The sequence below is a fragment of the Blautia sp. AM28-27 genome (genome assembly GCF_003480905.1).
Taxonomy (GTDB): Bacteria; Bacillota; Clostridia; order Lachnospirales; family Lachnospiraceae; genus Fusicatenibacter; species Fusicatenibacter saccharivorans.
Map to the genome: position 1 here is coordinate 263,072 of NZ_QUJK01000003.1, position 25,749 is coordinate 288,820.

A 25,749-nucleotide genomic window follows, 5' to 3' on the forward strand; every position below is an offset into this window, starting at 1 on the left:
CCTCCTTACTCCACAATCTTTCCGTCCTCAATGCGGACAATCCGATCTGCAAGACGGGCTATGTCGTCATTGTGGGTAATCATCACAACAGTTTGCCGGAACTCCGCACTGGTGCGCTTGATAAGCCCCAGCACCTCGGCGCTGGTCTTACTGTCAAGGTTGCCGGTCGGCTCGTCGGCCAGCACAATAGCCGGTTTGGTAATCAGGGCGCGGGCAATCGCCACACGCTGCTGCTGGCCGCCAGAAAGATTGTTCGGCATATTTTTCAGTTTATCTTCCAGCCCCAACAGGCGAACGATCTCGTCCAAAAACTTCTGATCCACCGTGTCCCCGTCCAGCTCCACCGGCAGGACGATGTTCTCATACACATTCAGGATAGGAACAAGGTTATAGTTCTGGAAGATAAATCCAATGTTGCGGCGGCGGAAGATGGTAAGCTGTTCGTCGTTCTTCTTTGCCAGTTCTTCGCCTCGGACGATCACAGTTCCGCTGGTGGGGGTGTCCAGCCCGCCCATCATGTGAAGCAGGGTGGACTTGCCGCTGCCGGAGGTTCCCACAACGGCCACAAACTCGCCGTCCTCCACGGAGAAGTTCACGCCGTCAAGGGCGCGGGTAATGTTCGTCTCTGTGCCGTAATACTTTTTCAGGTCGATAGTCTGTAAAATACTCATAAAATTCAATCCTTTCTTTGTTTGTTGTAAATGCGGAACGCTGCCGCGCCGGTGGCCGCCAACTGTACCAGAATCAGCCCAGCGAACAGCCCGAAGCTCTCATAGTAGAACAGTTCATCCCAAAACAGGAGAACATCACAGAGAGCAGTCAAGGCAACCGTCCAGCGGATGTGCCGGGCCAGCCATTGCCGGAACACCAGCACAAGGACAGCGGGCGGGACGATCAGCAGCGCCAGATTCAAAATCAATGTCGGGGTCAGTTCCATTGCGTCGCCTCCTCGCTTTTGTTGATAAGGCTATTGTAAAACCCAAATGTCCGCGAAATGTTACAGCGGCCAAAAAATTTCATTGAAAATCGGGGTGAAATGTTACAACACTCGGACATTTCAAAAATTCTTATGACAATTCCCGTATTTGATCTACCAGAGATTGTTTTTTTATCTGCCGAATTGCCAAATACGAGAAAAGCATTTGGACGGCAAGCATCAGTATAAAATAACTGAACATTTCAACTGTCGGAAAATGATAGCTTACTTTTCCAAAAATACTCATTGCACTAAAGACGGTGCAGAGAAGATACCCGATAAGAGTTCCGCATGATATGGAAAGAAGAAGCACCCCTAATGTATAGAACAAGCCCTCTATCAATAACATTTTTGAAAGCTGTTTACTGCTCAAACCAACCGCTTGCAAAACACCCAGTTCTCGCTTCCGGGTCAAGATGTTTGTTATCAGTGTGTTTAGCAGATTGATAATGCCAAAAACCCCGATAAACATAACAAAAATGTAGACTGGCATACGATAGTTCAATAGTTTTTCGTTGTATGCCTCTACCCAATCATTCAAGGTACTAACATAGAGGCTGGAAGTCGGTGGAATTATCTTTTGGATTTCATCTTTTGCGGCTGCCCATTTACTGTCATCTGTATCTACAATAAATTGATAATTGAGGTTTTCAATAGGAACGATCTTTGACAGCATTTCTAAAGGAATAAATAGCGTATCATATCCGCCATACGGGATATTAGCGTCCACAATTCCCATTACTTTTACTTCCAATGTTTGTCCGCCAACTTCAATCAGAAGTTCGTCCCCAATCGCTGCATCCCACCCAAAAGTTTCTTTCCACTGTGGGCCATTTTCAATAATAATGCCATTATTATTAAGTAGTTCCTGCAAATCTGCTGTACCATTAATCAAATATTCTTCAAGCAATTTTTGAGAGCTTGGCGTATATGCGTCTGAAACAATCGGTTCAATATCCCCCGTTGGCATACGAACATTCAAAACGGTGCCTTGGTATTCTTTTATTTCTTCCACACCATCTATGTCCAAAATGGATTCTCTAAAATCTTCTGTAAGCAGATTCAATTTTTGGAGTTCTGAATATTGTTCGCTGTTATGTGCCTGCGGCCCGTAATCGCCTAATTCAAGGCGAATTTCTCCATAAGGAAAACTCCTACGCGCCATCGCTAAAGGATCAATGGAATTAAAATATGCAGAGCTTGCCATCAGCAAAATTCCACATACCCCTAACGACAGGATCGTTAAAGCGGTTTTCTTTCTGTTCCTTGCAAAATTAAGGAAAGCTAAATTTTTCGCGGATAGAGAACGATGTAACACTTTTGTACTGTTGGACATTACATCATTATTGCCCGCCATATAACGGACTGCTTCAATAGGCGTAACATGAGCAGCAATTTTGGCTGGCTTAATTACAGCAATCATAACGCATAGATACACAAACAGAGCTGTGACAGCGGCAATTACAAATACCATTAAAGTGTTCCAGCCTTGCGGGACAAGGACATATCCCGCTATTGCACCGGCTAATATTCCAATCGGAATACCAATTCTGGAAAGATGAAATCCCTCTCTAAAAACGATTCTTTTCATCTGTTTTCCAGTTGCCCCTATTGTCCGCAGTTTTCCATATTCTTTTGTTTTTCTGGCTATGGACACATAAAACAGGCTGTAAATAACAAGGGTACAAGCCAAAGCGATAATAAGACTGATAAATGCTATTACAGTGATATATTGACTGCTTCTCTGTTCAATGAGAGAAAAATAATATGTTGAAAACTGCATTTGCTCCGGCTGTATTTCCAATTCTCTGCACAATGTTGATAATTCAGCTTGTATAGCAGCCTTAGACCAACCATCAGATTCATTCAAACGGATATAAGCGGAGTATGCCGGTTCGCTGATCTTGTTTTCAATATAGGACTGCGACACGAATACGGAATAATTTGAATTTTCGACAGGCAAAATACCACATAAGGTATAATCTTTTTCTCCATCTCCCAGATTTAACGATATAGTATCGCCTATGGATTTGGACAATCCAGCTCTATCAAGAAACGCCTTTGTGATAGCAATTTCATTTGTAGATTTGGGCAATTCTCCCTCTAAATCAGGATATTTTGCTAATTTCATTAGTGTTTCATCCATTGAACGAACGGTTAATTTGTAGTCCCCATAAGATACTAAACCCAATAAATGACTTACACCCACTTGAACCCTATCGTCATTTACTAATTTCGTAATGGTATCACTATCGACTTCATTGATAATTGCTTGATAACGCCCAGCCGCATCATTTAATGATTTTCGCTGCGAAGCAAAAAAATACAAGGTCGTTGTCATTATCAAGCAGGTAGCTAAGGCAATCGTAATGATAATGAGGATGTTTCTACTTTTATCTGCTTTTAAGTTTCGTTTTGCCAACTTTTTTGTAATGGCACTTGTATCATTCTCAAAAGGCCATGTCATAGTTGTATCACCTCCATATTTGATAAGGTCATTGTAAAACCCAAATGTCCGCGAAATGTTACAGCGGCCAAAAAATTTCATTGAAAATCGGGGTGAAATGTTACAACGCTCGGACATTTCAAAAAAATTTACGGCGGGCAGCCGGAAATGGCCGTCCGCCGCGTTCTATTTTGTAGGCAGCATAATAGAAAATTCAGAACCCTTGCCCGGCTCCGAAACCACTTTGATATAGCCACCCTGCCGCGTTATGATCTCGCGGGCCAGATACAGGCCAATGCCAACGCCCTGCTGTTCGTGTACTTCTTCCTCACGATAGAAGCGCCGGAAGATGGCGGCCTGATTGCTTTCGGAAATGCCCTTGCCGGTGTCGGTCACTTTGATCTCCACATACATTTCCCACAGCACCACCGACACCGTGATTTTCCCGCCCGCCGGGGTGTACTTCACCGCATTGTCCAGCAGGTTAAAGAGGGCTTCGGATGTCCACTTGCTGTCATGGAAAACGGTCAAATCCTCCGGGCAGTCCACGGACACGACGATTTCCTTTTTCTCTGCTGCATACACAATTCCACTCATGGCCTGTGCCACGGTATCAAAGAGGCGTCCCGGTTTCTTATCCAACTGGATCACGCCCGTTTCCAGCCGGGAAGTTTTCACAAGGGCCTGAAAGAGAAAGTCCAGCTTATCCGTCTGGCTGCGGATTCCCCGGATAAAATCGGTGCGCTCTGCCTCGGTCATAGGCTTTTCCAGCAGGGTGTCCGTCGCCATTTTCAGATTGCTCACCGGCGTTTTCACCTGATGGGAAATATCTGATACAAGGGTCTGTAACTCCTGCCGTTCCTCGTCCACCCGGCGGCGGTTCTCCTGCATGATCTGGTAAAGCCTTGCCAGCCGGTGTCCGATTCTGGCAAGCTGGGTTTCGCTGTCCTCCGGGCGCTGGGGCGCTTCATTCCCGGCGATCATGTGGTCTAAGGTCTGGCACAGGTCGGCGGTAAACTGCGACAGCCGCTTTCCAAACGCCTGCGTCAGTACAAAAATCCCCACAAGGGCGCACAGCAGCAGCACCCCGCCCGTCAGCAGCACCGCCGTCTGTTTTGTCACAAAAAACAGGGCTATGGTGCTCCCGGACATGGAGAGGACAAGCCCCAGTGCCACCCGGCCAAACAGCCGCTTTACCGAGAGGTTCTTAATCTTCATTTTGCCTCGCCTCCCGTCCATTGATAGCCCATGCCGTAAACGGTCTTGATGTAGGGCGCGCCGCCGTCGGATTCGATCTTGCTGCGAATCCGGCTGATGGAGGTTGTCAGGGTGTGTTCGTCCACAAACCTTTCGTCTATATCCCACAGCCTTTCCAAAAGCTGCCCACGGGTCAGCACTTGCCGGGGATTTTTGCGGAACAGGTTCAGCATTTTGTACTCCATCGGGGATAAGGTCAGGGGCTTGCCATTTAGGGAAGCCGTCTGCTCCGAGAAGTCCAGAAACAGCCGCCCGTCGTCGTAAATGTCCTTGGCCGGTTTGTGGTGTTCCAGCATGGCAAACATGGCTTTGATTTTCCGCTGCAAGGCCCCGATCACAAAGGGCTTTGTGATGTAGTCCACCGCGCCCACCTCATAGCCCCGTATCTGGTCGCTCTCCTGATCGTTGGCGGTTAGGAAAATCACGATGGTGTCCGGGTGTTGGGGCTTTATCAGCTTGCACAGCTCAAAACCATTTCCATCCGGCAGGTTGATGTCCAGCAGCACTAAATCAAATTCCCGCTGGCGGATGGCGGCGGCTGCGGTTCTGGCATTTAGGGCAGAAGTCACGCCGTAGCCGTCTGCGGTCATGTTATAGGCCAACATCTTATTCAAAAAACTGTCGTCCTCGACAATTAAAATCTGCTTCATATCCTCACTTCCTTTTCTTTTTGCCAATAGTATAACAGGCAAATGTCCGCGAAATGTTACAACAGACAAAAAATTTTATTTTTTTGCATTTCTCTGTTATAGCAGTTCAAAATAATAACTCTATTATAGGCAGTTATCAAAGGTTTATCAATGCGGCAACTGTAAACAGATCCTCTGCCAAAGACTCTTAAAACTACTGGCAAGCAATGCAATCTTCCGTAAGATTGCGTATTTTGGCAGGAATCCGTTTCCGGTATTCCTGCCAAAATGCTTGTTGGTGACATATCCCCAAACCCCTGAGATCATCACCTGCGGTGATGGCTGCGCATTCCGTTGGAACGCTGAAAACCGAAAGCAGAAGGAAAACTATTGCCGCGACTTCTGCGATTCCTTCTGCGGTTCCCGTCCGGTAGGAATGTCCAGCAAATGCTCCACATTTGCCCGGATATTATAAAGCTCCTTCATATCGGCTCTGGCCTGTTTGTAAGAAGAATAGGCTTTCCGTTTCTGTTCCAGAAGTCCGGCATATTCCTCACGCAGAGATTTGACGGAGGGCAGCTTTGTAATCCCAACCTCGTCAAAGTGTTTCTTCGCCGCCTGGTGCAGAAGGATTTCCGTCTCATGCACCGCACGGAATTTTTTGCTGTACCCGGCTTTCCGGTACTCCACATAGGCCGCCCGCGTCTTGGCATAATTTACGATCTGTTTCTGCAGCTCCCCGTTGGCGGCCATCTGTGATTCCAGTTCCTTGATCTGTACCGACAGCGCATTGAAGCTGGCGGTAGCGGCATCTGATTTTTTCTGCAAATCCTCATAGCTCATATCGCCATGCTCTTTGAGATAGATTACCGCCTGGGAAAGCTGCTTTAAGTTGAACACCTTCGCCCAGCGTTCATACCCCGGCCCTTTGCCGGAACGGACCGCCGCCTCAATGTCCACCAGCAGTCCGACTTTGGAAACTGGCTTTTGGGGAGAGATACGGCGCGGTTTCACCGTCCGGATGCCGGCGATCCGTTCTCTGATGGCCTGCTCGGTATAGTCGCCCTTTAGCGTATCACACCGGGTATATCTATCTTCCGGTGACAGGCGAAAACGGAGGTACTTCCGCTCTTGGTTGACTTCGATCCCGGCCGCCTCCAGCTTCTTCAAAAGTTCTTCAAAGTCCTTCGGCTTTTCCTCCAGGGCAGCATCGATGGCCCAGCGTAGCTGCTCCTGATGGGAAGGCTGTTTCTGACTTCCCATCCATGTGCCGTAGTGGTTGCGGCTGGGCTTCGGATTCTCTACAATGGAAAGCCCATGCTCCAGGCACAGCTTGTCATTCATGCGCCGGATCGCCCAGGTGGAACCCCAGAAGTTGCGGAATTTTTTCTGACAGTCCAGCGTGGTAGAATTTATGATGATGTGGTTATGGACATGGTGTTTATCCACATGGGTGCAGACAACAAAAGCATGGTTTTCCTTCGTCAGTTTTAGTGCCAGCTCCCGCCCGATCTGGTTCGCTTCTTCTGGCGTGACCTCGCCGGGCTTGAACGCCTGCCGGAGATGGTAGGCAATCACATCATCCGCGCCCCGGTTACGTCCGGTCAGGTTCGCATACTGCCGTTTGGATAAAAGAAACTCCGCATCGGCGGTTCGGGTGTCACACTCATAACCATAAATGAATTTTCCAAAATCGGTTTTCTGCGGATTCTCTACGTAGTCAATGATGTCTGCAATCGCCGTGGAAACATCCCGGCCTTTACCGACATGCAGCGGCATGAGCCGTGTGGTCGCCATCCCATCACCCCCTTACTGTAAAACCGGCTCTGTTATCGTGTCTGTTCTTTTTTCATTTTCGGTTTGTCGCTGTGAGCCGCCTGCTGCCCGGCATGTTTGCCCAGACTGTCATGTATGGAAGGCTTTTCACCTTGTTCCTGAGTAAGCTCCTGTTGGGTCAGTTTCCGATATGTGTCCATACCGGGAATCAGTGAAAGGCTGCGTCCATTGTCCCAGGCAACCCCAATCTGGCCTATGTCATCCACATACTTGACAGTTCCACGGGTGCCAGCGGGCACCGGGGCATAGGGATCATCCATATGCTGCAACAAAATCCGGGTATTCGGTGGGTAGGTCTGACGTATAAACTCCACTTGGTTACGGCTCGTAAACTCTTGATTCATCTTGAAATCCTCCTTTGCAATGTCTCTGGCTTGGGTAAGAAATAAATCCATTAGTCCTGGATGGCTACGGTCTACCACAAAGGAAACATTCCTGTCATATCCGAAACCGTCCTTATCTTCACAGACCGGGATTGTCTGCGCCCAGGCTTTGTTATCACGGGAAATTCGCCCGTCATGTTCTTTCTGCCGGACCGTGTTGGCAAGGACATAGAAAATCCGGCCAGGATCAAATTGTTGTAAGACCTGCTGCACACATGCGGGGCCTAAACGGTTATCCCGGTAGTTGTCCGCAATGGCCTGTTCGATTGCCTCTTTACACGCAATGTTTGCCTTGTGGGAAGCACGGTACTGATCCAGCTCCCCATGCTCATGCGCATAGGTGGCAGAATGAAAATAAATTGGCGTTGTATCTTTCAATCAAATCCCTCCAATCAAAAAGCTGCCATAGCAGACAGCCATAATTATAGAAAAAGGGCGGGGCTGCCAATGAGCCCCGCCGAAACTGTTTAACCAAATACGAAATCCTTTAACGCGCTGTTTGCGCCTCCGATGATCCCCACCAGCCAGGCCGCCGCCATTGGCAGACCGTAGGGGCTGATCAGGAACGCGATCACCAGCCATGAAAGCCCCGGCCAGAACCCGGCTGCAAAGAACAGCGCCAGCGCCGCCAGAAATACGATCCCCGATAGAATCCCCAGCACAGCGCCGGAAACGACCACCAGGAATTTACACACCAGATAGAGAATCCCCGTAACCAGTACAAAGGGAAGTGCCAGTAATTTACCAATCAGACGCATACGCCCGCCTCCTTTCAAAGAGAAACATATTGTCCCTCTATCAAAATTCTACCGTGCCGGTTGCCGGAAAGCAACGGCGTTTTTTTCCTGTTTACGAAATGTTCGCAAATCCCCGCAGCAGCTTATCCATGCCATCCCATAAACTGTCCAGGCGTGTGCGCAGATCGTCCACGTCGGCAGCGTAAATACTGCCGGTCTCATTGGCACGCCGGGTGTACTGGTTCAGGTTATTGGAGCAAATGCGAAGGAGCCGTATCATTTCCTGAATGTCGCTCATATCCAGATGGATGATATAACCGTCCACCGCCATCTTGCGCAGATATGCGGAGAGGTTGGTAATGCCAAGTTCCGCCATGCGTTCTTTTACCAGTTCGGCCTCCGGTTCGGACATGACAAATTCGACACGGACGGATTTTTTGTTATGCCCGGCCTTCATCGTTCAGGCTCCTTTTTATGGGAAGGCGGTTTCCGGGTGAAAGCGGCTACCGCCTGCACCTCTTTCAGTTTCCCCCGCAGTGTGCTCTTTTTCAGGCTATCCATATATTCCTGAATATCACCGGGCTTTGCATGGTAATCCCGCTTAACGTGCTCCCGCCGCAGGATTGTTTGTAATTCCCGCTCACTTTCCGGCAGCCAGGTCACACATTTGGAAGTTCCATGCTCGGCCTTAAACATGTTAATCTGCTGTATATAGGAATCATAGGGGAATACCGCCTGTGTACCATCCTGGAACAATACCGATACTTTTTCAATCGCACAGGACAGCAGCTTGACCCGTTCCACATGGGCGTGATAATCGAGAGGCCAGATACAGCCGGTGACTTTCCCGTCCTGTATGCCGTCCAGTTGGATTGCATACGCCAGGATAGAATCTTTCGTCTGCTCATGGTAAAACCGCCACACCTTATTTTCGTGGCTGTCCTGCAGGTAAACATCCCTTTCCCATAAACAGTACGTGCCGCAGGTTCTGGACATCCATAAGAGCTGTTCATTCTCCTCATTTCTGCAAGCCGCAAGATTTTGTATCAGCTCTTTGTCAATATCAAAATCGTCCTTATAATGCTGCGTGTGCAGCTCTACAACCTTCCCTAAAAAGTCCAGCACATCCACGCCATCGAATTTTACCGCCGCCATCAGCGTTCCCTTTCCGGCGCAGGAGGCGCAACCTGCCTGGCCTCATGTTCCGGGCGGTCTGCTTTCAGCTTTTCCATGAGAGAGGTTTTTTCCTCCGGCAACGTCTCCGGGGCAAGCTCCTGGATTTCCTCATAGGTCTGGCCGTCCGTTAAGTCAGGGCGTTCCGGCGGCTCATTATTCAGCCGGCCATCCAGCATATTGTAATTTCCGGTCTGTCCTTCCTCGTAGAGTTCCGCATTGCGCAGATAACTTTCCGGCGGCTGGAAAGGCTGCCCGGCGAACAGGATTTCCCGGCTCGGTGTGAACTGTGAGAGCACGCCGTCCCGAAGCCTTGCAAATTCCTCATACTGGCGCAGGGTAAGGCCGCGCTCCAGCATTTCCGCCTGGGTATGCGCCCAGCCCTCCCCATAGAGAAAATAGTACATATCCTGCTGGTCGCAGACAAAGCACAGGGAGCCGTCCTGATTGTCATAATAAGATGCCTGCATATCCTGGTAGTGGCAGCGTTCCTCACGCCCCAGGTACACCCGGTTATCCGCACCCAGCATGGCAACCATGCCCGCATAGTTGCTGTGGACCGCAGAGCGGATTTCCACCAATGGGTCCGCCTCCGGCATGGTCTGTCTGCCGGGAATCTCGTTCCGTTTTTCTGCCGCGTCATCTCTCGGCGTCACTTCCACGTGGGCGCGGGCATCCAAATCCGGCTGCGCCTGTGCGGAAGTCTTTCTGACGGCGCCCGGCTCCGCTTCTTTCTCCTGTGCGTAATAATGGACATTGGCGGTGGTCTTGCTGTTCATTTCCCTGGCGTATGCCTCCGCAGCCTCGCGGGAGTCAAATTCCAAAGGCTTTCCGTCCTCCTTGCACCACGCCTCGGCATGGCCGAAGATGGAAGCGCCACTGCGCACCGCCCATACGCCGTAGGTTGTTTCTTTTCCCATTCTGATCCTCCTTATCGTTCCTGCTGTTTTGATGGTTTCTGTTTTTGGGGCGTCTCCGTGTGCTTTGCGTCTTTTATCTGCTGCCGGAGGGAGGGTCTGTGCGCCGGCTCCGCTTCGGAATCCGTGATATTGACATACTCGCCAATGATACAAAGCGCCTCCCCGTAACTGCCGCAAGCAAACACCCGGTCCTTCATTTCCTTTGCCTGGTCCTTCAGGTCATGCTCCCGCAGGGTACGGGCCGCAATCCCTATCAGATTGAAAATATTGCCGTCCTGGCCGATCAGCGCACAATCCGGTTTTTCCGGCTCCGGCGAAGGCTCCCCGATAAAACCGCCTAAACGGTTCGGCACAAAATCGGACAGCCATGTGCCGCCGAAAGTATCATGGGTCTGCAATCGCCACATGGCAAGTTTCCCAATGTCCAGCTTTACATCCTCGAAAGGATAGAGCAGACAGGTAAGCTCCCCATACTGGAAAGTGGAAACATCCTCAAATTTACTGCCATCCTTCAAAATGCCCGCCTCGGTGAACATCTCATTGATCCCGTCCACCCATTCCTTCAAATCCCCGCCGCAGCCCTGCAGGATCAGGCCGTCTTTGCCTTCCATGTGCCGCAGGTTATCGGTTGTGATCGTATTGATATTCAAATAAACCGCCTCCTATCGTTCCTGTTGATGATTGGTTTTCTGCCGGCTGGCTTTTGCCTCCGGCTGTTTCTTTAGCTGCTTACGGACAGAGGGTTTCTGCCCAGGTTCCCGCATATCCGTGAAAATATCGGATAACGGCTGCTCCCAGCGTTCCCCGAAGCCACGGATCATCGTGCCCGCCAGCGCGCCGCTTTCCTGAAACATTTTCAGTGTGTCAAAAGCCCGGTCAAACAGCGTGATATTTCTCTTATCCACACAGGGAGCAAAGTGGATCACCCCTTTGGGGTAGTCCCCGCCAGTGCCAATCCAGCCCCGGACAAAATCATCATAGCCTTTTGTGATCCCGGCGTCGGCCAGTTCGTTGGCATGGCTGGAAACCATTGTACTTGTAGCTGCATACTGATAGCCTAAGACCAATATGCCGGTTTTCGGGTTATACATAAAGCGCCGGTTATCAATCTGCTGTATATCAATTATCTGTCTCCTGGTATCAATCCGCATAAGCTCCTTTGTAATCGATGTCTTTTCTATCTGCATCCCTCCCGTCCATTGATTTGTCCGCAACTTACACCCGTTTCGGGGCGTCAGAGTATTCTTATACAGCCGCCCCTCAAACCGGGTCCCGAAAGCCTTGAAAAGCAAGCCTCTTTTTGGTTAAGTTGCGGACATATTACCCCTGATTTTGCCTGATTCGGCGCTTGCGTTCCCGCTCGGATTTCCGTCTGGCAAAGGCGCGGCAGGAATCCGAACAATAGGCCTGGCTGGTAATAGGCAGATAGGCTTTCCCACAGACCGGGCATGTTTTCTGTTTCAGGGAAGTGTCCTCGCCAGTAATGGCAGATTCCAGCGCCGGGTCCACCGGCAGCACCGCCTCCTGAAAGTACCGGCAGAAAGAGCCGGTCCACCATTTATGCAGCATATAACAGGGGCAGTCTAAGGGGAGGCAGAGCCTATCCTGATTGTCATGGTTGGCGCACAGGTCTGTTACCAGCTTTCGGATCGCCGCCCGTTCCTGCCTGGTTAATTCCCGTGAGGGCGGCCCGTTCATTTCTTCCTGCCTTTCTTAGCCGGAAATTCCAGCTTGAAATTCACATATTTTCCGCCTGTATCATCCAGCAGCACCACGGCGTCATAGGTCTTTCCCGTCTTTTCGCTGTAAAGCCCGGACATGGAAACGCGGCCCTCTTTCAGAAGGGCCGCCGCCACGGATTTTGTTATGGATTTCTTCTTTCCGGAAAAGAATTTATTGTCTTTCCACAGCGCAAAGGCACAGTCCCGGTTATCACAAAAGAATCCTTTTTTGCCTTCATATACGGTTCCGCCGCAGCGGGGGCAGGTGCCGACAGCCTCACCTCCGTTTCTTTTTGCATCCGGGAACAGGCCGGAAAAGCGTTTCTCCGGGGCAGTATGTTCCTTTACCAGCGTCCGGCTCAAATCCGCAATCTGTTCCATAAAGGACTCTGCGGCCAGCTCGCCGCGTTCTACCTGCTTTAACATGGATTCCCATTCCGCGGTGAGTGTAGGCGATTTGATGTTATTCGGCAGCACCAGGATCAGGTTCGTACCTTTTTCCGTTGGAATAAGCTGCTTTTTCTTCCGCTGCACAAATCCGGCAGAGACCAGTTTTTCCAGCGTAGCCGCACGGGTGGCCGGGGTGCCTAATCCCTTGCGTTCTGCGTCCTCCGGCATGTCCCCGGCACCGGCGGTTTCCATAGCCGCCAGAAGGGAATCCTCCGTATAATGCTTCGGCGGGGAGGTTTTGCCCTCCCGGACGCTGGCAGAGACCGTTTCAAATATCTGCCCCTCCTGCAGCACGGGGAGGGAGGCATCCATATTCTCGTCATCCTCCGGTTTGGATTCTTTCAATCCCATGCGGTAGAGGCGTTCCACTTCCTTCCATCCAGCCTGCAATACCGTCTTTCCCTTTGCTGTAAAGGAATTGCCCTGGCAGTCCAGAACCGCCGTCACCGCCTCGAACCGGTGCGCCTGGACCGTGGCAGAAAGCAGCCTTGCAGCAATCAGCGTCAGTACATCCCGCTCCCCGGAAGGCAGCTCCGATAAATCCGTCCGGGCAATCTCCACCGTAGGGATAATCGCGTGATGGTCGGTGACTTTGCTGCCATCCATTACGCGGTCAATATCCGGTTCCCCGGTACAGCCTTTTCCAAAGGGCATATGTTCCCGCAGCCAGAGAACCAGGGAAGCGGCGGTTGCCTGCATGTCCTCGGTCAGATACTGGCTGTCCGTCCGGGGATAGGTCGCCAGCTTTTTCTCATAGAGGGATTGCACATAGTCAAGGGTCTGCTGCGCCGTATAGCCATAGATACGGTTACATTCCCGCTGCAAAGTCGTCAGGTCATACAGGCGGGGCGGCTGCACCGTCTTAACCTGCTTCTCCACGGACAGCACTAAAGCACCCTGCCCGTCACAGTCCATACGGATTTTTTCAGCTTCATCTTTCCCGGACAGTTTTTCGCCGGAGGCAGTAAAACCGCCGCATGTGATCTCCGGCACATAGAAGGGCTTGCTCGTAAATGCCTGAATATCCGCCTCCCGCTGTACCAGAAGGGCCAGTGTGGGTGACATGACGCGCCCCACATTCAGCGTGACACCATACAGGACGGAGAAAAGCCGGGTGGCGTTAATACCGATCAGCCAGTCAGCCCCGGCCCGGCAGACCGCCGCGTCATAGAGCTTATCGTAGTCGCTGCCAGGACGCAGGTGTTCAACCCCGTCACGGATCGCCGCGTCCTCCATACTGGAAATCCAGAGGCGTTCTATCGGTTTCTTACATCCGGCGTGTTCATAGACCAGACGGAAGATCAGTTCGCCCTCCCGTCCGGCGTCCGTAGCGCATACCACGGAATTCACCCGTTTGTCTTTCATCAGCCGGCAAAGAAGGTCAAGCTGCTTTTTCTTATCCTTCGGCACTTCATATTTCCATTCTTCCGGCAGGATCGGCAGATCACCATAACACCATCTGGCATACTGTTCCCCATAAGCCTCTGGCTGCGCCAGTTCCAGAAGGTGCCCCACGCACCAGCTCACCAGATACCCGCCGCCCTCCATGTAGCCGTCTTTTTTCTCATTTGCACCCAGAACCGCCGCCAGCGACATGGCAACAGAGGGCTTTTCCGCAATTACTAACTTCATTCCTGTAACCTCCATTTCTTTGAATTAGAAAAGGCAGCATAGCCGCTGCCCCTTATAAGCTCGGTTCCTGTTTGGTTTTCTGTCTTTCTTTTGGTGCTTTTGCCTCTCTTTCCTGTACCTGTGCTTTATTTTCGGAAAGACGTTCCAATAGTCCTTTTTCCTGTTTCCGCCCCAGGGTTTTTGCTGCCCGGTCATAATACTGTACTTTATCGGAAAGTAAATCCTCTGGCGCAACCTGAGTAGCGTTGACTTCCTTTACCATATCCTCCAGTTCTTTTGTCTGCATATTCCCGTTATCCGGTACAAGGATAACTTCATGGGTCGATGATGGGAGGACATAAAAATCAGAACCAAGCAGCTCGCCGATTTTATCCAGTACGCCGTCTCTTGCCAGAACCCCGGCGCCATTTACTTTATTCTGGTTTGTCAGGATATACATAGGTATCATTTCAGATTCTAATGGTTCCGTCTGTTCAAAAAGATTCTCAGGCTTTACGGACAGCATTATTTCTGACATTACATCATCCATTGTGTATAAACAGACAGGATTCCGGGCGTTTTCTGCTGACACCGTATCGTGGTGAAGCTGCTCTGGTGTAATTCCCCAAAGATTCAACATATCATTTGTAACAACAGCGGAAGCCGTTCCGCTGCTGTCCTCCATGATCTGAATACGGTAGGTTGCCGCCAGTTCCCCACATGCGGTATGGGGTTTATCTTTCAAATATTCCTGATTCTTTTCCGGGTCGCACAGACGGATCGCAAGCAGCGGCCTGGCTGTTTCATAATCCTGAAGTCCCTTCACATCAATAGGAAGCTCCAGGCTGTTTTCCATTTTTATCTGTGCAATTTCCTTCATAATGTCGTCCATCGGGCGGCCTTTGCCAAACTGTTCCTCATAGTGTTCCAGATAAATGGACGGTACAGCCGTTTCATCATCCTTTCGGATGATAAGCCCTGTAAGAATCCGGTCATTTCCTTTGGTGACTTTTTCAAGGGTTATCTTTGCATCCTGATAGTCCACCGGCAGATATTCCCGGATATGGTTTTTGATATTTTCTGCAAATTCCTGGTTCATTCGTTTTCCTCCCGTTTCCTGTTTTCTAACCATTCATCTTCCTGCTTTCCCGTCTGCAAAAGACACATCAGCACAACGCCGGCAGACATTCCCCCGGTGAATGTAAGAAAGTGTGTAATCATGTTCCACATAAAAAATCCTCCTAAAAAATAGGTAAAGAAAAACGCCCACCGAAAAGTGAGCGCATCATCAAGTATCAGTTATCCATTTTTTCATTTTCTTTTCGCAATGGGTTGGCCTGGCAGAACAATCTCCCCGACAGGGATTTCCCGCAGTACCTTTTTCATCTGGTGGGCAAACCGGATTGTCCTCACCGTGCCGCCTTTTTCCCTCCCGTCATACACAGCGATCACCCGGTCTGAGTGTTCCACCATGTAGCGGTTCCGGTGGGAATAGACGCTGGGGTGGTATTCCTCCTGCATGACAACAACATCCGCGCAAGCCTCCAGCATTTCATAAGTCCGGCCCTTTGCCATCAGGCTGTCCAGACGCTTTTGATAGGGAATGACAGCAATCAGCTCCAGCGCCGGATTTGTCTTTTTTTTCTCCAGCACAATCTCGGCAAAATACTGGTCCACGCCGTCCGCGAAACCGCTCATAAAGCGGGTAAACCCGTCTGCAACCGCTGAATCAATTTCACGCCGCAGGGCGGTCTTTACATGGTTAATCTCTTTCTGGGGTAAATCCCTGTGTCCGGTGACACAGCAGGTCTTTCCTTCCATTTTTATTCCTCCGTCCGATAGGTATTATTCTTCACTTTCCATATTGTAATAGATTCAATTTAGCAAGTCAACGAAAACACCCTTTTTCCCTTTGCGAATAATACAAGGGCGTGAGGTACAATCTATTACAGAATGGGAGGTGAAGGCGATGTATGAAGATTTTGTCCCGGAACGGCTGGCAAAGCTGCGGACACAGAAAGGCGTATCTGCGCGCGATATGTCTCTATCGTTAGGACAGGCAAACAACTACATCAACAACATTGAAAACAAAAAGTCACTTCCCGCCATGCAGTCTTTTTTCTATATCTGTGAATACCTGGGTGTAACACCGCAGGAATTCTTTGATGAGGGTAACACCTGCCCCGAAGCCTTGCGGGAATTTATCGCAGAGGCGAAACAGCTCGACTCCAAATCCATGCAGTATATCCTCGGTATTATGAAAGAACTCAATAGCAGAAAGTAAGCGGTGACGGTGCTGGCCGCTTTATTTGTAAATTTTTTTCGTACCCCTTGCATAAATCCCTCAAAGTGGATATACTATAAGTAAGAAAGTGAGAATTTCTTACTTTCAAACTTAAAGCAAAGGAGATGATCGTATGCTGGCCGAATTGCGTCAAAAAGCCCAGGTCACAATTCCAAGAGAAATCATTGTCAAACTCGGTCTGTCCGAAGGCGATAAACTGGACATCTTCGAGAAGGACGGTTCCATCTGCATCATGCCGGTGGTTGTCTACCCCAAAAAATATTTAAGCGAGCTTAAAGAAGAAATCGGGGATGTAAAAGCAAAAATCGCATCCGGGGAGCAGCCTGTCTTTGACAGCGTGGACGCCCTGTTTGACAAATTGGAGGCGGAATGATGGCGTATGAGTTTACCTTTACGCCCCGTTTCCAAAAGCATTTTAAGGGTCTGACCGTACAGGAGAAGAAGCAGCTTAAAAACAAGCTGGAACTTCTGGCCGAAAATCCTTCCCATCCGTCGCTGCGCACTAAACGCATCCAGGGAACCACGGATCTTTTTGAGTGCAGCGTCAACATGGACATCCGCATTATCTGGTATTACGAAGGCGACAAAATGATTATCCTGGTGGACGTAGGGCACCACGACATATTAAAGCAGTTTTAAGCAGCAGGGCGGTACGCTATGACAGTGTACCGCCTTTTGCTGCCTTTCTTTTATTGTACCCTGCAATTCTCCTGATATGCCCAATCCCACTACCGGCGATAATTCCCGAATTACTCTCTAAAAGGCACTTTTTTATTTTCCTGTACTTCCAAATCCGCCTGTGCCGCGCTGCCCACCAAGCTCCGAAACAAAATCTGCGATCACAACCGGTGTAATCACAAGCTGGCCCACGCGGGAACCTTTGGAAAGCTCCTGTGTCTGATTGCTTACATTACTGATGATCGCATGAATCTCCCCACGGTAGCCGGAATCCACAGGAGGCAGTTCACAGACCAGCCCTTTTACCGCCATGCTGGTGCGTGGAAATACATAACCTGCATATCCGTCCGGCACTTCAATTCCAAATCCAAGAGGAACCTTTGCAATCTCGCCAGGCTGTAAAGTACAGTCATAGGGCATATACACATCCGCGCCGGCATCATTCCCGTGTGGACGGAAAGGGCGGCGGCTCTCCGGCACGCCAAAGTCAATCAATTTGATCTTCATGCTCCGCCTCCTTCCGAAAGTGCCGGATAGTCCGCTTTCAGAAGATCCTCCGGCGTCATATCCGCGTCTATTTTTCTGCCGCAGGTCATTTTCCCTTCCAGGCATTTGTCCCGCTGGCAGAACGGCCCTGTAAGACCGGGGGCAAACAGCGCTGGGCTTAAAGCATAAAGCTCCTGCCAGATTTTCAGGAGCACGATCCGGGTCTCGTCCGTATTGCGCCGGCATACCCGCTGGCCGATGATGTGTTTCCACTGATAGGGGGTGGCGCTGATCATCAGCACATTCCGAAGCCCCTGGGGCGTGGCATATCCCGCCGCGTCATGGTCGATTCCTTCGGCGCACAGTTTTTCGTAACAGTCCATGCCTTCGTGGCAGCTTTTTAAGTACAGTTCCCGGACCGCAACCGGGGCGGCCAGAATCTCATAGGGCACGGCAAAATCTGCCTGCCCCGTATAATTGCTGTACTGTAAGGACGCGCTCATAAACTTTACTTCGTTCTGGTGCCTGGTGATCTGTGCCAGAAAACGCCGGCTGGCTCCCACGACAGCAACGGTAATTACCGCAAACTTCTGGACCGTGGGGTGTGGAAGGCCGCTGATTGCCGCCACGGTATTTTCGCTGAATGATTTTTCATAAAGAGCCATCAGATCATCCATTGTGGCAATCCGGTGGCCCCTTTGGGTAAGCCTGGCTGCAAAGACCATGTTTTTCTCTGCCTCGGCAACCGCTTGACAGTTCAAAATCTTTACTTCAATTTGGTTGATTGGTATGTCCCTCCTTTACAATGGCTTTCAGTAAGAACAGATAGTTGAGACTGTCTGTGATCTTTTCATTCCATGTACTTAAATCGTAATCCGTATCATCGTCAAAGCACATGTCATACAGGGAAACGATATGCTTCGCCAGCATCCCGGCAAGGGCACGCTCCGGCGTGGTGTGCTGTAAAGCTGCCGCCGCCTTAAAAGCCCCCAGCCGGTCCGTATCGTCCCCGGTGTATTCTTTGGTTTTCTTTTGCAGAGTGTCAGCGCAGAGCTGCACCTGCTCGTCAAATACGGCATTGACTTCCTTTTGTGTGATATGGCATCCCTCCTTTGAAAATGAACTGTCCCGAATTTTGTCTATTATTCGGGACAAATTTATATAAAGTTCCCGGCATTATGCGCTGGGAAGGTAGATCCAGTCGTGCATCAGGCACACGCTGGGTTCGTCCTCCCTGGGAACCAGGCGGTAGGTACATTCCCCGTACACGGTCCGTTTGTCCTCAATCTCCATGCCATACGCCTTATAGAAGCGGTATTCCAGGTTGGAAATGATACAGCGGAGCGTCTGCAGCGCCTCCCGCTGTGAGGTCACGATCAAATCCCGGTCAATGCTGCGCTTTAAGAACAGCAGGGATTTATAAAGCTGTACCTCTGTCCGGTAAGGGCGGCAGTCCATATGTTCCAGCCAGTTGCTAAAGGCTACCGGCCCGCTCTGGATCACATCACGCTCCGGGTGGTAATACTCGTAGCAGTCCAGGTTTGCCGTGTTCAAAAGATAGAGCATTTCCCGGACCTCATTTTCCGGCATATCATAGAACCGCAAAAGGGAGCGGTACAGATGGACGTAGCCGGGTATTGAAATAATGGCATTCACCATAGAAAAATCCTCCTAAATAGCAGGTGCGGGAGCAGACAGCCCCCGCACCGATTTCCCATATTCTTGTTAATCGTTTACAGCCGCCAGTTTTCCCATGACAATGAAGCGGCTCGCGCCTCCGGGCGTACAGGTGGAAAGGGTCAGCACCTTGTCACTGGAAGTCACCGTAACATCGGTTTCAATGACAGAACGGCCCGCCATTTCAGAAAGCCATGTGGTGTAGGCCCCGTCATCCTTGAAGCTAAGCCTCCAGGGGGAAGTGTCGCTGCCGGACTCGCTGGGTTTTGCTACAAACGCCGTGAAAATTTCCACGACATAGCCGCCGTCAGGGGTGACAAGATACATCTGCGGGTGTCCGTCATAATAGCTCTGTTCGTCATACTCATTCAGCGTGGCGAACATGGAGCCGTCCCGCATATTGTGGCCGTAGATAATGGTATTGCGGTCCGAAAAATCCTCCTGATTTTCATAATCCGCAAACAGGCAGCCCGTCTTATTATAGGTACCGTCATACAGGTGGTGCAGGTAATACTCGTTGTCGTCTGTCTGCGTGACCGGGTAGTTAATGGCCGTATCAGGAAGGGTAAGCCACCCGATGATGTCCGGCCCGGTTTCCCGGAGCGCATCAAAATCCACTGTGGGGAGGACCACAGAAGGGTCCTCCCCGGCAGGTTCCGTTTCCGTATTATCGTCCTCCGGCGCTTCGGTCTGCTCCGGCAGCTCTACATGGGAAGCAATGTCCTCATAGGCCCCGGCGCTCTCGGAATACTGGTTAAGGTCGCGTACCATCAGAAACCCGCTGCCAAGTGCCAACAACCCGCAGAGGGAAACCACCGCAATACCAACAACTTTTCTCTTTGGGGTATTTCTGCTGTACTTGCCCTTTTTGAAATAGGCTGCGGCAAACAGCCCGCCGCCGATCACAGCCAGCGCCAGGAGCCCGCCATACAGGAAAATGAAATTGTCATCCCCAGTCTGCGGTACCGCTTTATCAGGGTTAGATGGTGTGGACGGATTGGACGGTGTTTTCGGATTATCCGGGTTATCCGGGGTGGTCGGTTTCTCCGGCTTTTCATTGAAGAACTGGACCGTTGCGGTTTCGTCTGCCTTGATCTCCACGGTGGCAGCGTCAGGAATGATATAGTCCTTGCTTGCCCGGTTGGAGATTTCTGTTACGGTATAAATGCCAATGCGCAGCCCCTTGACCTCGATCACGCCGGATTTTGGGCTGGTAAAGGTCTCACAGTAGGAGCCGTCTGCGCTCTTGACCTCAAAAGCGAACCCATCCTTGCGCCCGTCACTGGAATCCTTTGTAATCTTCAGGTTCCCGCGGTACGCCTCATTGGTAAAGCCCCGTCCGGCCTCACCATTTTCCACAACCGCAACCTGGCCGTCCTCTGTGATGGCAAAGTAGTAGGCGTTCTCGTCAAGCTGGTAGCCCTCCGGTGCCTTGCTTTCCTTCACAAAGTAGCCCTTTGCCAGAAGGCCCTCCGCGGTGTGGTAGCCTGCATCCGATTCTTTCAGTGTGCCGATCTTCGTATCTTCGGAATCCAATTCCTTATTGCCGTTGGCGTCCTCATACAGATCGAATACCGCGCCGGAGAGGAAACGCAGGAAGGTGTTGTTATCTTTGTCCTCTTTCTTCACAGAAGAAGGCTCGTCTACTGCCTCGGTTTTCATCACCTGCACGCTGCCGCGGATCAGGGTATTTTCCACTTTGATTTCAATGCGCTGGCCGTCCACACCGATATAGATATGGTGCTGCTGCGGGCTTACCGTATAAAGTGCCGGAGAGGAAATTTCCTTTACGATCCAGTGGCCGTAAGGGATATTCTCAAAGGCAAAGCTGCCATCCTCGGCAGTGGTGACAGTAAGCAGCGCATTTTCCTCGGTAAATTCTTCCGTGTCTGGCCTGAATAATCCCATCAGTGCCCCGGACAGCTTCACATCTTCGCCGCCCTCCGGGTTTTCACCGACTTTCACGCCGTCCACACGCCCGCGCAACAGGTCGTTGGAAACAACCTCGCCTTCATTTACAAGAATCTGCACCAGCGCCGCCTCCTGGCCTGCGTATTCAAAGACAACCGGATATTCCGTATCAGAGAGGATATAGGCGTTGTTTGTGGTGCATTCCTTCACATAGTAGCTGCCAAAAGGCAGATCAGAGGCAAAGGAAGCGTCATAGCCGCCCGCGTCATTCGGGTCAATGGAAACCACTTCCAGGAGCCCGCCCGCCGGGATCACGCTGCCGTCAAGAGCCATCAGGTCAGCGGAAGCATACAGACCGAAAGAAATATCTTTGTATTCCTCATTCATGCCAAGCCCAAAAAGATCGTCCGTTTCCAGTGCTTTGAACAGGCTCATATCCACCTTCTGGCGCTCGTCATAAAGGCCAACTGCGGCCTGTGTCACTTCCACGGTTTCCCCAGCGTAGGTAAGCTCGGTATATTCCGGCTGAGTATTTAAGACCATCCCCTCCGGCGCCTGGCGTTCCTCCAGACGGTAGCGGCCCAGATAGAGAAGCCCACTCTGGGCTGTGCCGTCCTCCCCGGTGGTAAGGGTCTCCACAACGGTATCTTTTGCCGCCCTGAGCGTACCGTCACCAGTATAAATATCTTCATCCGCAATCACGTCATAGACCGCACCAGGAAGCCCGGCTACTTCATACACCGGCTGGTACAGGCCATCGTTCTCCTGGACGGAAGCGAATACCTCGCCGGTCTTGGTGATGGTAAGCTGCCCCTTCTGCGGCATATTGTACTGCGTAACCGTGACAACGGCCTCGCTGCCGTCAATGGTAAACGGCACCGGCTCGCTGGAAAGTACATACCCGTAAGGTGCCGCCACCTCGTAAAGCTCATAATCCCCGGTGTGCAGAGGCTCCGGCAGCATCAGCCAGCCTTCATCCGATACATAGAAGGTATCAAGGGTTTCCGGGTTCGGATAGTAAATATCCTGGGTGACAAATTTCCCGGTAGACAGGTCCTTGATCTGGAAGCCGGTACCCGTCATCGGGATAATATTGCCGGTCTCCGCGTCGCATTTCTCCACACGCAGCCTTGCGGTAATGGTGCGGTTATTCAGGATATAACTGTAAGTCTGTCCGTTGGAGGAAATAAAGACCGTAAAATCCGGGATAAACGCTTTTCCTTCCTCGCCGGAAACCTGGTGGATCGTATAATGGCCGTAAGGGAGCATTTTGGAGGAAGCGAAGCCGTCTCCATCGGTGGTGAGCAGATCACGCTCGCTTTCCTTTGCCGCATCATAGCTGCCTGCCGCCTTCAGGTAAACCTCAAAGACCGCACCGGCCTCCGGGCGTTCAATGACGCCCTCATTGGGTTCGTCCGTATTTTCATCCCCGGACACATCCGGGTCCAGGTCGTCCGTATGCTTCACAAGCTGGATATTTCCATAAATGACCGTTTCCGTAACCTGGTTTTCTGTGGTATTCAGTTCCACTTCATACAGGGTCGGGGAAGCGCCCACCTCATAGACCGTATCGTTTAAGAGGTAGCCGGTGCTGGGATCAATCTCCCTCACCGTCCAGTTATCACCGCAGACATAGTAGCGGGTCATAAAGCTGCCGTCCGGCCCGGTGGTGTAGGTGTCTACCAGCTCGCCATTGTTATAAATGCCATAAGTCGCCCCGGCAAGGGTGGCGTCGCCCTGGGCGGTGCCGGTATCAGCGTCGCTCTTTACCGCATGGACGCGGAACTTTTTCAGGATATTGCTGAAATGCACCGTGGAGGTCTGGCCGCTTTCAATGGTGACATACTGCGCGGAAGGGGTCACATAACGGTCCACCGGCAGCTCTTTCACCAGATAGGTGCCGGGCAGCAGCTTTTCTTTAATCTGCCCGTTTTCTCCGGTAGTGACAGTTTCATCCACTTTATTTCCCAGAATGTCCGTACCGGAGATTTGGAAAGGAATCCCGGACACAATGCCGTCCTCACTGGTCTTGACAATCTTTGCGGTGCCGTAGGTTTCGGTCTTGATCTTTACAAAGAAGGAAACCGGGTCGCTGGCGCCGGTCATCATAGTCTGGTAGCCGGGTCTGCCCCAGATCAGCATGTCATTGGCAACCGGGATGTCCTTTCGGAATTCAAAGGTGACGGGGTCCATAATCATGTTCTTACTGGTGAACGTGTACTTGTTCCCGCTTCTTGTGACGGAAACGCCGCTGCCTTTCAAAGTCTCCAGGTCGATTTTCAGGTTATTGGTGTCCGTGACAGTCAGGGTATAAATCTTCTTTTCCGTGTCCCATTTCAGTTCCAGCTCTGGTGCCTCGCTTTTCTTCGTGGAAGTAAAAGAGGGGACCGTGGAATGGGAGGCAACCTGTGACAAAATCCAGTTGTAGGCTTTTTCCGCAGGACGTCCGGCAATCACGCTGAAATACTGGTTGGCGTCTGCATGGCCGTTCCCATGCCGGCTGTATGGGTCGCTGCGAAGCTGCTGCTGGTATTCCCAAAGGATGATCTGCGTCGCCATTTTGTAATCGTCCTCGTTAATGCCGGACACAGGGAGGGAGGCGCCGGGTTTCCAGCCGTAGATTGCCGTGAGGGTGATCCCCCGTCTTGCCTCGGAAGGGAGCAGGTTTAAGTAATTGCTGTTGGTGCCGCTTTCCGATGTATAGGTATTGTCGGAAGTGTTATAGGCAATGCCGCTTTCCACACAATATACCTGCTGGCTGCTCCCGTCCGAAGCTGTCAGCATATAGTGCCGGTAAGCGTTGCCCCCAGAACTGCTGCGAACATCCATCGTTCCATCAGAATTGTAAACAAGGTAGGTGTAAGGCGCCGGCGCATAATAATGCTGTCCGTCAGACCCTACATATTGATCGCCCAGCCAAGAGCTTGCTTTCTGTCCCGGCGAAAATGCGAACGCCTGGGTAGGGATCATCCCAAAGACGCATACTGCGCAAAGCAGAAATGCCAACAGCCTCTTTACGCCGCTGCGGTAATGGGTATTTATTTTTTCCATGAAATATCCTCGCTTTCTTAAAATAGTAAAGGACAGCTTTACTCGCTGTCCTCCTGTTCCTTATTGATTCTGTCATCAAAATCATCTTCGGAGAGATATTCCGGCTCTCCATAGGCTTCATCCGGGTCAAAGCCTTCGCCATAGCCGTCATCCTCGAAATCTTCGTCATCCTCTGCCTGCTGCTTCGGACGGACGATCTTTACATAATAGCCAACGCCGCCTACCGCAAGCAAGGCAACGATAATAAAGATAATCGTGCCGGCGCTGCCGTTGTCCTTTTTCGGCGGTTCGGTCTGTGCGGGTTCCTCTGTTTCCGCAGGTCTTTCCTTTCCGGTGCAGCCTTTGAGGTCATTCTTGCAGACCGAGCAGGCGGTATTGACTTCGCCGGCTTCGCATTTATCCGTACAGGTGCAGACGTCCTCTGCCGGGATCACGCTCATGGTGCCCTCGTTCTTTTCCGCCAGAGCCATCAGGTCAGCTTCGGTAACACCATTCAGGAAGTAGACGTTGTTGTCGTCACGCTTGCCGTCAATGATAAGATAGAACACATTTCCGGCCTCGGTGGTGATCGTGTAAAACTGCTTATCGTCACCCTCGCCAGTAGCTTCATCCAGCACTGTGCCGGTTCCCTCCGGGGTAAACGCGCCATCCGGGATAGAGGAAGTGGTTTCCGTTTCTTCCTGGGAATTGGAGCTGCCGCCATTTGTGCCGGAGGCTGTATTCGTACCCGCATTAGAACTATTCCCGGAAGCATTACTGCCTGAATTGCTGCTTTGGGCATTATGATTGGTACTGCCGGAAGAAGCAGCCTGGACCTGTGCCGGTTTTACCGGCTTGCTGCTCTGGTTCTGCTGCACCGTTTCCGCAGGTTTTTCCGTGGGCGTTGGTTCCTCATAATAGGGATTTTCAAACTTCACGGTCTTTGAGCGGTTCCCGGCATAATCCTGGGCATACACGCTTACCTGTTTTCCTGTGCCGGCATAATCCTTTAAGGTGACGGTAGCCGCCCCATTGGTCAGGGAGTTGATACGGTTCCCGTCCACAAAGACCGCTTCTACGCCGGAATTGTCGTCGCTGCTTTCTACTTTCAGCGTACCGCCGTCCAGAGAAGCCGCAAGCTCCGGCGGTGTGGTATCTTTGTCCCCGGCAGCATAAGCCGTCAGGGGCAAAGCGATGGCGCTTATGACAAGCACAAGCGCCAGTAGCAGAGAGATTTTTTTAGTCCTCATTCCTATCCTCCTGTTTCTGCAGCGGGGCGGCTCCAGACGGAGCGGACTGCTGCGATTTCAGAAATTCGGCCAACTGCTGGGGCGTCAGATGGAAGCTGCGGGCAATCGCCACATAGTCGGTGTTCTCCAGCTCCGTTTTCTGTTTTTCCAGGTCGCGGAGCCTGGCCTGCATCTCCGCAATCTTGTTTTTCGTCTTGTCGATCTCTTTCTCCAGTTTTTCAATCTTAGGGTTCAATTTATTACCTCCAATCTGTCAGGGCAGACGCCCTTATC

Annotated in this window: 28 protein-coding genes; 3 read left to right on the forward strand and 25 right to left on the reverse strand. The window is 51.1% G+C overall.

The features are described from left to right. Positions 1 to 5: 5 nt before the first annotated feature. The 18 genes from DW743_RS07620 to DW743_RS07705 form a co-directional block, all read right to left on the reverse strand. Positions 6 to 671: an ABC transporter ATP-binding protein gene (locus tag DW743_RS07620; RefSeq protein ID WP_117538744.1), complete on the reverse strand. Its 666-nt coding sequence runs from the start codon at positions 669 to 671 to the stop codon at positions 6 to 8. Positions 672 to 676: 5 nt separating this feature from the next. After that, complete coding sequence (locus tag DW743_RS07625; protein WP_008816373.1) at positions 677 to 937, reverse strand: hypothetical protein; 261 nt, start codon at positions 935 to 937, stop codon at positions 677 to 679. A gap of 130 nt (positions 938 to 1,067) precedes the next feature. Then, complete coding sequence (locus tag DW743_RS07630; protein WP_158568549.1) at positions 1,068 to 3,443, reverse strand: ABC transporter permease; 2,376 nt, start codon at positions 3,441 to 3,443, stop codon at positions 1,068 to 1,070. Between the two features lie 165 nt (positions 3,444 to 3,608). Then, the gene (locus DW743_RS07635; protein ID WP_117538742.1) at positions 3,609 to 4,640 is read right to left on the reverse strand and encodes a sensor histidine kinase; all 1,032 of its coding nucleotides are present in this window, start codon (positions 4,638 to 4,640) and stop codon (positions 3,609 to 3,611) included. Then, on the reverse strand, positions 4,637 to 5,329 hold the full coding sequence (locus DW743_RS07640; RefSeq protein WP_117538741.1) for a response regulator transcription factor: 693 nt from the start codon (positions 5,327 to 5,329) through the stop codon (positions 4,637 to 4,639). Before DW743_RS07640 ends, DW743_RS07635 begins: the two co-directional genes overlap by 4 nt. 366 nt (positions 5,330 to 5,695) lie before the next feature. Beyond that, a complete protein-coding gene (locus tag DW743_RS07645; RefSeq protein ID WP_117538740.1) occupies positions 5,696 to 7,105 on the reverse strand; it encodes a relaxase/mobilization nuclease domain-containing protein in 1,410 nt (469 codons plus the stop codon). A 32-nt stretch (positions 7,106 to 7,137) separates the two neighbouring features. Continuing rightward, positions 7,138 to 7,905, reverse strand: a complete 768-nt coding sequence (locus DW743_RS18420) for a DUF3849 domain-containing protein (protein ID WP_006861318.1) — start codon at positions 7,903 to 7,905, stop codon at positions 7,138 to 7,140. Positions 7,906 to 7,994: 89 nt separating this feature from the next. After that, positions 7,995 to 8,285, reverse strand: a complete 291-nt coding sequence (locus tag DW743_RS07655) for a CD1845 family protein (protein ID WP_006861317.1) — start codon at positions 8,283 to 8,285, stop codon at positions 7,995 to 7,997. Between the two features lie 91 nt (positions 8,286 to 8,376). Further along, positions 8,377 to 8,721 carry a plasmid mobilization protein gene (locus DW743_RS07660; RefSeq protein ID WP_006861316.1) on the reverse strand — a complete coding sequence of 115 codons (345 nt, stop codon included), beginning with the start codon at positions 8,719 to 8,721 and terminating at the stop codon, positions 8,377 to 8,379. Next, a complete protein-coding gene (locus DW743_RS07665; RefSeq protein WP_117538739.1) occupies positions 8,718 to 9,419 on the reverse strand; it encodes a hypothetical protein in 702 nt (233 codons plus the stop codon). Before DW743_RS07665 ends, DW743_RS07660 begins: the two co-directional genes overlap by 4 nt. After that, the gene (locus DW743_RS07670; RefSeq protein ID WP_117538738.1) at positions 9,419 to 10,357 is read right to left on the reverse strand and encodes a DUF4316 domain-containing protein; all 939 of its coding nucleotides are present in this window, start codon (positions 10,355 to 10,357) and stop codon (positions 9,419 to 9,421) included. The genes DW743_RS07665 and DW743_RS07670 overlap by 1 nt, the downstream gene beginning before the upstream one ends. Before the next feature lie 11 nt (positions 10,358 to 10,368). Further along, a complete protein-coding gene (locus DW743_RS07675; protein ID WP_442857839.1) occupies positions 10,369 to 10,968 on the reverse strand; it encodes a hypothetical protein in 600 nt (199 codons plus the stop codon). A 51-nt stretch (positions 10,969 to 11,019) separates the two neighbouring features. Next, a complete protein-coding gene (locus DW743_RS07680) occupies positions 11,020 to 11,544 on the reverse strand; it encodes a hypothetical protein (RefSeq protein ID WP_117538737.1) in 525 nt (174 codons plus the stop codon). A 133-nt stretch (positions 11,545 to 11,677) separates the two neighbouring features. Continuing rightward, positions 11,678 to 12,055: a cysteine-rich VLP protein gene (locus DW743_RS07685; protein ID WP_117538736.1), complete on the reverse strand. Its 378-nt coding sequence runs from the start codon at positions 12,053 to 12,055 to the stop codon at positions 11,678 to 11,680. Beyond that, positions 12,052 to 14,160 carry a DNA topoisomerase 3 gene (locus tag DW743_RS07690; protein WP_117538735.1) on the reverse strand — a complete coding sequence of 703 codons (2,109 nt, stop codon included), beginning with the start codon at positions 14,158 to 14,160 and terminating at the stop codon, positions 12,052 to 12,054. The genes DW743_RS07685 and DW743_RS07690 overlap by 4 nt, the downstream gene beginning before the upstream one ends. Before the next feature lie 52 nt (positions 14,161 to 14,212). After that, positions 14,213 to 15,238 (reverse strand): DUF5688 family protein, encoded by a 1,026-nt coding sequence (locus tag DW743_RS07695; protein ID WP_033143529.1) that lies wholly within the window; start codon positions 15,236 to 15,238, stop codon positions 14,213 to 14,215. Beyond that, positions 15,235 to 15,369, reverse strand: coding sequence for a DUF3789 domain-containing protein (locus tag DW743_RS07700; protein WP_006861308.1), 135 nt, complete (start codon positions 15,367 to 15,369; stop codon positions 15,235 to 15,237). Before DW743_RS07700 ends, DW743_RS07695 begins: the two co-directional genes overlap by 4 nt. Positions 15,370 to 15,450: 81 nt before the next feature. Next, the gene (locus tag DW743_RS07705; RefSeq protein WP_006861307.1) at positions 15,451 to 15,960 is read right to left on the reverse strand and encodes an SLOG family protein; all 510 of its coding nucleotides are present in this window, start codon (positions 15,958 to 15,960) and stop codon (positions 15,451 to 15,453) included. A gap of 148 nt (positions 15,961 to 16,108) precedes the next feature. Between DW743_RS07705 and DW743_RS07710 the strand changes: the two genes are divergently transcribed. The 3 genes from DW743_RS07710 (at position 16,109) to DW743_RS07720 (ending at position 17,083) form a co-directional block, all read left to right on the forward strand. After that, positions 16,109 to 16,423 carry a helix-turn-helix domain-containing protein gene (locus DW743_RS07710; protein WP_033143530.1) on the forward strand — a complete coding sequence of 105 codons (315 nt, stop codon included), beginning with the start codon at positions 16,109 to 16,111 and terminating at the stop codon, positions 16,421 to 16,423. A 133-nt stretch (positions 16,424 to 16,556) separates the two neighbouring features. Beyond that, positions 16,557 to 16,817 carry an AbrB/MazE/SpoVT family DNA-binding domain-containing protein gene (locus DW743_RS07715; RefSeq protein WP_006861305.1) on the forward strand — a complete coding sequence of 87 codons (261 nt, stop codon included), beginning with the start codon at positions 16,557 to 16,559 and terminating at the stop codon, positions 16,815 to 16,817. Continuing rightward, positions 16,814 to 17,083 carry a type II toxin-antitoxin system RelE/ParE family toxin gene (locus tag DW743_RS07720; RefSeq protein WP_006861304.1) on the forward strand — a complete coding sequence of 90 codons (270 nt, stop codon included), beginning with the start codon at positions 16,814 to 16,816 and terminating at the stop codon, positions 17,081 to 17,083. Before DW743_RS07715 ends, DW743_RS07720 begins: the two co-directional genes overlap by 4 nt. 132 nt (positions 17,084 to 17,215) lie before the next feature. On the opposite strand, the gene DW743_RS07725 is transcribed toward DW743_RS07720, so the two are convergent. From DW743_RS07725 to DW743_RS07755, 7 genes are all read right to left on the reverse strand, one after another. After that, positions 17,216 to 17,629, reverse strand: a complete 414-nt coding sequence (locus tag DW743_RS07725) for a dUTP diphosphatase (protein WP_117538734.1) — start codon at positions 17,627 to 17,629, stop codon at positions 17,216 to 17,218. Continuing rightward, on the reverse strand, positions 17,626 to 18,333 hold the full coding sequence (locus DW743_RS07730) for an FAD-dependent thymidylate synthase (protein WP_117538826.1): 708 nt from the start codon (positions 18,331 to 18,333) through the stop codon (positions 17,626 to 17,628). Before DW743_RS07730 ends, DW743_RS07725 begins: the two co-directional genes overlap by 4 nt. A 46-nt stretch (positions 18,334 to 18,379) precedes the next feature. Next, positions 18,380 to 18,763: a hypothetical protein gene (locus DW743_RS07735; RefSeq protein ID WP_242850015.1), complete on the reverse strand. Its 384-nt coding sequence runs from the start codon at positions 18,761 to 18,763 to the stop codon at positions 18,380 to 18,382. A 21-nt stretch (positions 18,764 to 18,784) separates the two neighbouring features. Further along, on the reverse strand, positions 18,785 to 19,267 hold the full coding sequence (locus DW743_RS07740) for a hypothetical protein (protein WP_033143535.1): 483 nt from the start codon (positions 19,265 to 19,267) through the stop codon (positions 18,785 to 18,787). A 66-nt stretch (positions 19,268 to 19,333) separates the two neighbouring features. After that, the gene (gene srtB, locus DW743_RS07745; protein ID WP_117538733.1) at positions 19,334 to 24,247 is read right to left on the reverse strand and encodes a class B sortase; all 4,914 of its coding nucleotides are present in this window, start codon (positions 24,245 to 24,247) and stop codon (positions 19,334 to 19,336) included. 38 nt (positions 24,248 to 24,285) lie between these two features. Next, entirely contained in the window at positions 24,286 to 25,476 is a 1,191-nt protein-coding gene (locus tag DW743_RS07750; RefSeq protein ID WP_033143537.1) for a DUF4366 domain-containing protein, read from the reverse strand. Further along, positions 25,466 to 25,711 carry a DUF4315 family protein gene (locus DW743_RS07755; RefSeq protein WP_033143538.1) on the reverse strand — a complete coding sequence of 82 codons (246 nt, stop codon included), beginning with the start codon at positions 25,709 to 25,711 and terminating at the stop codon, positions 25,466 to 25,468. Before DW743_RS07755 ends, DW743_RS07750 begins: the two co-directional genes overlap by 11 nt. Positions 25,712 to 25,749: the final 38 nt, after the last annotated feature.